General features: G+C 37.9%; 7 protein-coding genes. All 7 read left to right on the top strand.

Annotation, left to right across the window (positions count from 1 at the left end):
- The first annotated feature begins 169 nt into the window (after positions 1 to 169).
- The 7 genes from AACQ38_RS12990 to luxE all read left to right on the top strand — a co-directional run bounded on the left by AACQ38_RS12990 (position 170) and on the right by luxE (position 7,231).
- On the top strand, positions 170 to 454 hold the full coding sequence (locus AACQ38_RS12990) for a hypothetical protein (RefSeq protein WP_011146332.1): 285 nt from the start codon (positions 170 to 172) through the stop codon (positions 452 to 454).
- 161 nt (positions 455 to 615) lie between these two features.
- Positions 616 to 891 (top strand): hypothetical protein, encoded by a 276-nt coding sequence (locus AACQ38_RS12985; protein ID WP_011146333.1) that lies wholly within the window; start codon positions 616 to 618, stop codon positions 889 to 891.
- A 539-nt stretch (positions 892 to 1,430) separates the two neighbouring features.
- Positions 1,431 to 2,873 carry a long-chain-fatty-acyl-CoA reductase LuxC gene (luxC, locus tag AACQ38_RS12980; protein ID WP_011146334.1) on the top strand — a complete coding sequence of 481 codons (1,443 nt, stop codon included), beginning with the start codon at positions 1,431 to 1,433 and terminating at the stop codon, positions 2,871 to 2,873.
- A gap of 12 nt (positions 2,874 to 2,885) precedes the next feature.
- Positions 2,886 to 3,809, top strand: coding sequence for an acyl transferase (locus tag AACQ38_RS12975; protein ID WP_011146335.1), 924 nt, complete (start codon positions 2,886 to 2,888; stop codon positions 3,807 to 3,809).
- A 176-nt stretch (positions 3,810 to 3,985) separates the two neighbouring features.
- Positions 3,986 to 5,065, top strand: coding sequence for a luciferase subunit alpha (gene luxA / locus AACQ38_RS12970; RefSeq protein WP_011146336.1), 1,080 nt, complete (start codon positions 3,986 to 3,988; stop codon positions 5,063 to 5,065).
- A gap of 17 nt (positions 5,066 to 5,082) precedes the next feature.
- Complete coding sequence (gene luxB / locus AACQ38_RS12965; RefSeq protein ID WP_011146337.1) at positions 5,083 to 6,057, top strand: luciferase subunit beta; 975 nt, start codon at positions 5,083 to 5,085, stop codon at positions 6,055 to 6,057.
- 61 nt (positions 6,058 to 6,118) lie between these two features.
- Positions 6,119 to 7,231, top strand: a complete 1,113-nt coding sequence (gene luxE, locus AACQ38_RS12960; protein WP_165578292.1) for a long-chain-fatty-acid--protein ligase LuxE — start codon at positions 6,119 to 6,121, stop codon at positions 7,229 to 7,231.
- Positions 7,232 to 7,389 lie beyond the last annotated feature (158 nt).

The following is a 7,389-nucleotide window of genomic DNA, read 5'->3' as shown; positions in this document are numbered from 1 at the left end:
TCGTACCTGACCATCGCGAGTGGTGTCGTGAAGGCGTTCAAGTTTGATTTTTTGTTCTGATGTAATAAATATTTTCATAGCGAGGATAATGATCTCCATTTCGGATAAAATCAAGCATCTTCAATGAGTACGGGTATATATTGTTTTGGCATGATTTGGAGAAAACACTATGCACAATACCCAAGGAAAAACCATATCCAGTTTCTTAATCCGTTTACGTAATCAGGATACGCCCACAGGGATCAGCGCCGGGACGCTCGATGAACTGGTTAAAGTCACTGGTCTGAGTAAAACTGAAATCGCACACCTTGCTTTGCGCAACTTTGCTGACCGCTACCTACCGCACTACGAGAAAGATGACGGACCATTGAGTGATGAGCAGATCTGTACCATCCGTGAAGCGAGCGCAGCTAGCGACATTGCGGATGATAACTTTACTCAACGCCTGTTCTGATCGAGAGGCAACGGATGGCACAGCAACACAAAACTATCAGGTTTACTCCCCTTGCCACTATCGGCAGCATTGTGTGGTGCCGGTTTCCTGAAAGGGTCGGGACGCCGGGACCGAAACCTTGACCGGCGCTAGTAGTCGCTGTATCCCCTACTGATCACGCGGTGATTGTAGTTTACGGCACCTCGCAGAAAACCCATCAGATTTACCCTGGCGAATTTCTTATTCAGACAACGGACACCGATTTTGAACTGACTGGCCTTGCTTACGACACAAAATTCAATTTAAACCACGAAGTAAAACTGTTTTATGATTCTAACTGGTTTGAAATTGTGCCAGCTTGGCGTACGTTGCCAATCTCTGTTACGCCGTGTATGGGGATACTGCCAGCCAGCTACTATGATGCTGTACGACAAGCCGCGGCACACCTCAAAAAGTAGCTAAATTTATTGCTTTAATTGGAGGGGCGGGCTATATACACAAAGAGCTCAGGTATTTTGAACTTGAGCTCTTCTTCTAGAAATTTGCTGGTGGAAAGCGGCATTGCCATTCAATGTATTCTCTCGGTATGAGAGAAATAGCATAAGGAGTTATTAAATGAATAATCAGTTTAATCAGTTTCATGAATATTTGTATATAAAGAAGAGCTTGATTTCTTTAATTTAAATTTTTATTAATAAATTTTGTTGATATAAAAATTTTCCTTTGCTATTTTACAGACATTACAAATGGAACAGGAATTATATTTATGAGCGCGAAGTTACATTAATAGTTTTGAGCATAAAATTCAGGGCGTTATTATTTCTAACGAAACTTATAGATTGAGATTATTATAATAAAAAATCTTATTTTCTGGATATTCTTTTTATTTTTATCGTTGTAACATAAAAATACAAGAAGCAAATATTGGTACAACCAGTTTGCAAGATGATTAAACAATAACTTAAGTTGAAGTTACCCCATTAAATGGATGGCTAATATGACTAAAAAAATTTCATTCATTATTAACGGCCAGGTTGAAATTTTTCCCGAAAGTGATGATTTAGTGCAATCCATTAATTTTGGTGATAATAGTGTTTACCTGCCAATATTGAATAATTCTCATGTAAAAAACATTATTGATTATAATGAAAATAATAAATTACGGTTGCATAATATTGTCAATTTTCTCTATACGGTAGGGCAAAGATGGAAAAATGAAGAATATTCAAGACGCAGGACATACATTCGTGATTTAAAAAAATATATGGGATATTCAGAAGCAATGGCCAAGTTAGAGGCCAACTGGATATCTATGATTTTATGTTCTAAAGGTGGCCTTTATGATGTTGTAGAAAATGAACTTGGTTCTCGCCATATCATGGATGAATGGCTACCTCAGGATGAAAGTTATATTAAGGCTTTTCCGAAAGGTAAGTCTATACATCTGTTGGCAGGTAATGTTCCATTATCTGGGATCATGTCTATATTACGCGCAATTTTAACCAAGAATCAGTGTATTATAAAAACATCGTCAACCGATCCCTTTACCGCTAATGCATTAGCGTTAAGCTTTATCGATGTAGACCCTAATCATCCGATAACGCGCTCTTTGTCTGTTGTATATTGGCCACACCAAGGTGATACATCACTCGCAAAAGAAATTATGCAACATATGGATGTTATTGTCGCTTGGGGAGGGGAAGATGCGATTAATTGGGCTGTAGAACATGCACCACCCTATGCTGACGTGATTAAATTTGGCTCTAAAAAGAGTTTTTGCATTATTGATAATCCAGTTGATTTAACGTCAGCAGCTACCGGTGCGGCTCATGATATTTGTTTTTACGATCAACGCGCTTGTTTTTCTGCCCAAAACATATATTACATGGGAAATCAGTATGAGGAATTTAAGTTAGCGTTGATAGAAAAACTTAATCTATATGCGCATATATTACCAAACGCCAAAAAAGATTTTGATGAAAAGGCGGCCTATTCTTTAGTCCAAAAAGAGAGCTTATTTGCTGGATTAAAAGTAGAGGTGGATGTTCATCAACGTTGGATGATTATTGAGTCAAATGCGGGTGTGGAATTTAATCAACCACTTGGCAGATGTGTGTATCTTCATCACGTCGATAATATTGAGCAAGTATTGCCTTATGTTCAAAAAAATAAGACACAAACCATATCTATTTTTCCTTGGGAATCCGCATTTAAGTATCGAGATGCGTTGGCATTAAGAGGTGCGGAAAGGATTGTAGAAGCAGGAATGAATAATATATTTCGAGTTGGTGGATCTCATGACGGAATGAGGCCGTTACAACGATTAGTGACATATATTTCTCATGAGAGGCCATCTCATTATACTGCTAAGGATGTTGCGGTTGAAATAGAACAGACTCGATTCCTGGAAGAAGATAAGTTCCTTGTATTTGTCCCGTAATAGGTAAAAAGTATGGAAAATAAATCCAAATATAAAACCATTGACCATGTTCTTTGTGTTGAAGGAAATAAAAAAATTCATGTTTGGGAAACGCTGCCAGAAGAAAACAGCCCAAAGAGAAAGAATACCATTATTATTGCGTCAGGTTTTGCCCGAAGGATGGATCATTTTGCTGGTTTGGCGGAATATTTATCGCGGAATGGGTTTCATGTGATTCGCTATGATTCACTTCACCACGTTGGGTTGAGTTCAGGGACAATTGATGAATTTACAATGTCTATAGGAAAACAGAGCCTATTAGCCGTGGTTGATTGGTTAAATACACGAAAAATAAATAACCGTGGTATTTTGGCTTCAAGCTTATCTGCACGGATAGTTTATGCAAGTCTATCTGAAATTAATGTTTCATTTTTAATCACCGCAGTCGGTGTTGTTAACTTAAGATATACGCTTGAAAGAGCTTTAGGATTTGATTATCTCAGTTTACCCATTAATGAATTGCCGAATAATTTGGATTTTGAAGGCCATAAATTGGGTGCTGAAGTCTTTGCGAGAGATTGCCTTGATTTTGGCTGGGAAGATTTAACTTCTACAATCAATAGCATGATGTATCTTGATATACCGTTTATTGCTTTTACTGCAAATAACGACAATTGGGTAAAGCAAGATGAAGTTATCACATTGTTATCAAATATTCGTAGTAATCGATGCAAGATATATTCTTTGCTAGGGAGTTCGCATGACTTGGGTGAAAACTTAGTGGTCCTGCGCAATTTTTATCAATCGGTTACGAAGGCTGCTATCGCGATGGATAATGATCGTCTGGATATTGATGTTGATATTATTGAACCATCATTCGAACATCTAACTATTGCGACAGTCAATGAACGTCGAATGAAAATTGAGATTGAAAATCAAGCGATTTCGCTGTCTTAAAACCTATTGGGATAGATATTACCCTATAGATTTCAAGATGGATCGCGACGGCAAGGGAGCGAATCCCGGGAGCATAGCAAACTATGTGACCAGGGTGAGTGAGTGCAGCCAACAAAGAAGCAACTTGAAAGATAACGGGTATAGTTAATTCTATCACTCAAATATAAGGGCTCTCTATGAAATTTGGAAACTTTTTGCTTACATACCAACCCCCCCAATTTTCTCAAACAGAAGTAATGAAACGTTTGGTTAAATTAGGTCGTATTTCTGAGGAGTGTGGTTTTGATACTGTATGGTTACTGGAGCATCATTTCACGGAGTTTGGTTTGCTTGGTAACCCTTATGTCGCTGCTGCATATTTACTTGGTGCAACCAAAAAATTGAATGTAGGGACTGCGGCTATTGTTCTTCCCACCGCTCATCCAGTGCGCCAACTTGAAGATGTGAATTTATTGGATCAAATGTCAAAAGGACGATTTCGGTTTGGTATTTGTCGGGGGCTTTACAATAAAGACTTTCGCGTATTTGGCACGGATATGAATAACAGTCGCGCTTTAACGGAGTGCTGGTACGGGTTGATAAAAAATGGCATGACAGAGGGATATATGGAAGCTGATAATGAACATATCAAGTTCCATAAGGTAAAAGTAAACCCGACAGCATATAGTAAAGGTGGAGCCCCTGTTTATGTGGTTGCTGAATCAGCCTCGACAACTGAATGGGCCGCTCAATTTGGTTTACCGATGATATTAAGTTGGATTATAAATACTAACGAAAAGAAAGCACAGCTTGAGCTTTATAACGAGGTGGCTCAAGAATATGGGCACGATATTCATAATATCGACCATTGCTTATCATATATAACATCTGTAAATTATGACTCAAATAAAGCGCAAGAGATTTGTCGGGATTTTCTAGGGCATTGGTATGATTCTTATGTGAATGCCACGACCATTTTTGATGATTCAGACAAAACAAGAGGTTATGATTTCAATAAAGGGCAGTGGCGTGACTTTGTATTAAAGGGACATAGAGATACTAATCGCCGCATTGATTACAGTTACGAAATCAATCCCGTGGGAACCCCGCAGGAATGCATTGACATAATTCAAAAAGACATTGATGCCACGGGAATATCAAATATCTGTTGTGGGTTTGAAGCGAATGGAACAGTAGACGAAATTATTGCTTCCATGAAGCTCTTCCAGTCTGATGTCATGCCGTTTCTTAAAGAAAAACAACGTTCGCTATTATAGTAGCTAAGGAAAAAGAAATGAAATTTGGATTGTTCTTCCTTAACTTCATCAATTCAACAACTGTTCAAGAACAAAGTATAGTTCGCATGCAGGAAATAACAGAGTATGTTGATAAGTTGAATTTTGAACAGATTTTGGTGTATGAAAATCATTTTTCAGGTAATGGTGTTGTCGGTGCTCCTCTGACTGTTTCTGGTTTTTTGCTCGGTTTAACAGAAAAAATTAAAATTGGCTCATTGAATCACATCATTACAACTCATCATCCTGTCCGAATAGCGGAGGAGGCTTGCTTATTGGATCAATTAAGCGAAGGAAGATTTATTTTAGGGTTTAGTGATTGTGAAAAAAAAGATGAAATGCGTCTTTTTAATCGCCCTGTTGAATATCAACAGCAACTATTTGAAGAGTGTTATGAAATCATTAACGATGCTTTAACAACAGGCTATTGTAATCCCGATAATGATTTTTATAGTTTCCCTAAAATATCGGTAAACCCCCACGCTTATACCCAAGGCGGGCCTCGGAGATATGTCACAGCAACCAGTCATCATATTGTTGAGTGGGCGGCTAAAAAAGGCATTCCTCTCATCTTTAAGTGGGATGACTCCAATGATGTTAGATATGAATATGCTGAAAGGTATAAAGCCGTTGCTGATAAATATGGTATTGACTTATCAGCGATAGATCATCAGTTAATGGTATTGGTTAACTATAACGAAGATAGTCACAAAGCTAAACAAGAGACGCGTGCATTTATCCGTGATTATGTTCTTGAAATGTATCCTAATGAAAATCTCGAAAATAAACTTGAAGAGATAATCACAGAAAACGCTGTCGGAGATTATACAGAATGTATAGCTGCGGCTAAGCTGGCAATTGAAAAGTGCGGTGCAAAAAGTGTATTGTTATCTTTTGAACCAATGAATGACTTGATGCACCAAAAAAACGTAATCAATATTGTTAATGATAATATTAAAAAGTACCACATGTAGTAAAAGAATATGGCAGCAACGCTGCCATATTCTCTAAATTATTTGGAGGGGTAAAACAGGTATGACTTCATATGTTGATAAACAAGAGATCATAGCAAGCTCAGAAATTGATGATTTGATTTTTTCCAGCGATCCATTAGCTTGGTCTTACGATGAACAGGAAAAAATCAGAAACAAATTTGTTCTTGATGCATTTCGTAATCACTATAAACATTGTCAAGAATACCGTCACTACTGTCAGGTACACAAAGTAGACGACAATATTACGGAAATTGATGACATACCTGTATTCCCAACATCAGTTTTTAAGTTTACTCGCTTATTAACTTCTCAGGAGAACGAGATTGAAAGTTGGTTTACCAGCAGCGGCACGAGTGGTTTAAAAAGTCAGGTGGCGCGTGACAGACTAAGTATTGAGAGACTCTTAGGCTCTGTGAGTTATGGCATGAAATATGTTGGTAGTTGGTTTGATCATCAAATAGAGTTGGTCAACTTAGGGCCAGATAGATTTAATGCTCATAACATTTGGTTTAAATATGTTATGAGCTTGGTAGAATTATTATATCCCACGACATTTACCGTAATGGAAGAACGAATAGATTTTGTTAAGACATTGAATAGCCTTGAGCGAATAAAAAATCAAGGAAAAGATATTTGTCTTATCGGCTCACCATACTTTATTTATTTGCTCTGCCAGTATATGAAAGATAAAAACATCTCATTTTATGGGGATAAAAACCTTTATATCATAACGGGGGGCGGCTGGAAAAGTTATGAAAAAGAGTCCCTAAAACGCGATGATTTCAATCATCTTTTATTCGACACGTTCAACCTCAGTAATATTAGTCAAATCCGCGATATATTTAATCAAGTTGAACTCAACACTTGTTTCTTTGAGGATGAAATGCAACGTAAACGTGTTCCGCCGTGGGTATATGCGCGAGCACTTGATCCTGAAACATTGAAACCTGTACCTGATGGAATGCCGGGTTTGATGAGTTATATGGATGCGTCATCAACGAGTTATCCGGCATTTATTGTTACCGATGATGTCGGGATAATGAGCAGAGAATATGGTCAATATCCTGGTGTACTTGTTGAGATTTTACGTCGCGTCAATACGAGGGCACAGAAAGGGTGTGCTTTAAGCTTAAACCAAGCATTTAATAGTTGATATACTCTATGGATTTCAAGATGCATCGCGATGGCAAGGGAGTGAATTCCCGGGAGCATAGCGAAAAAATTCTCCAAAACATCTGCATTTGGGGACTTGATAGAGGTTTGTGGGGGTTGGCTTAACACTATTTTCATTGTTATATTGCTCAAAGCAAA

This window comes from Photorhabdus sp. RW14-46, from assembly GCF_963887965.1.
Taxonomy (GTDB): domain Bacteria; phylum Pseudomonadota; class Gammaproteobacteria; order Enterobacterales; family Enterobacteriaceae; genus Photorhabdus; species Photorhabdus laumondii.
This window is presented reverse-complemented; position numbering and strand designations above follow the sequence as displayed.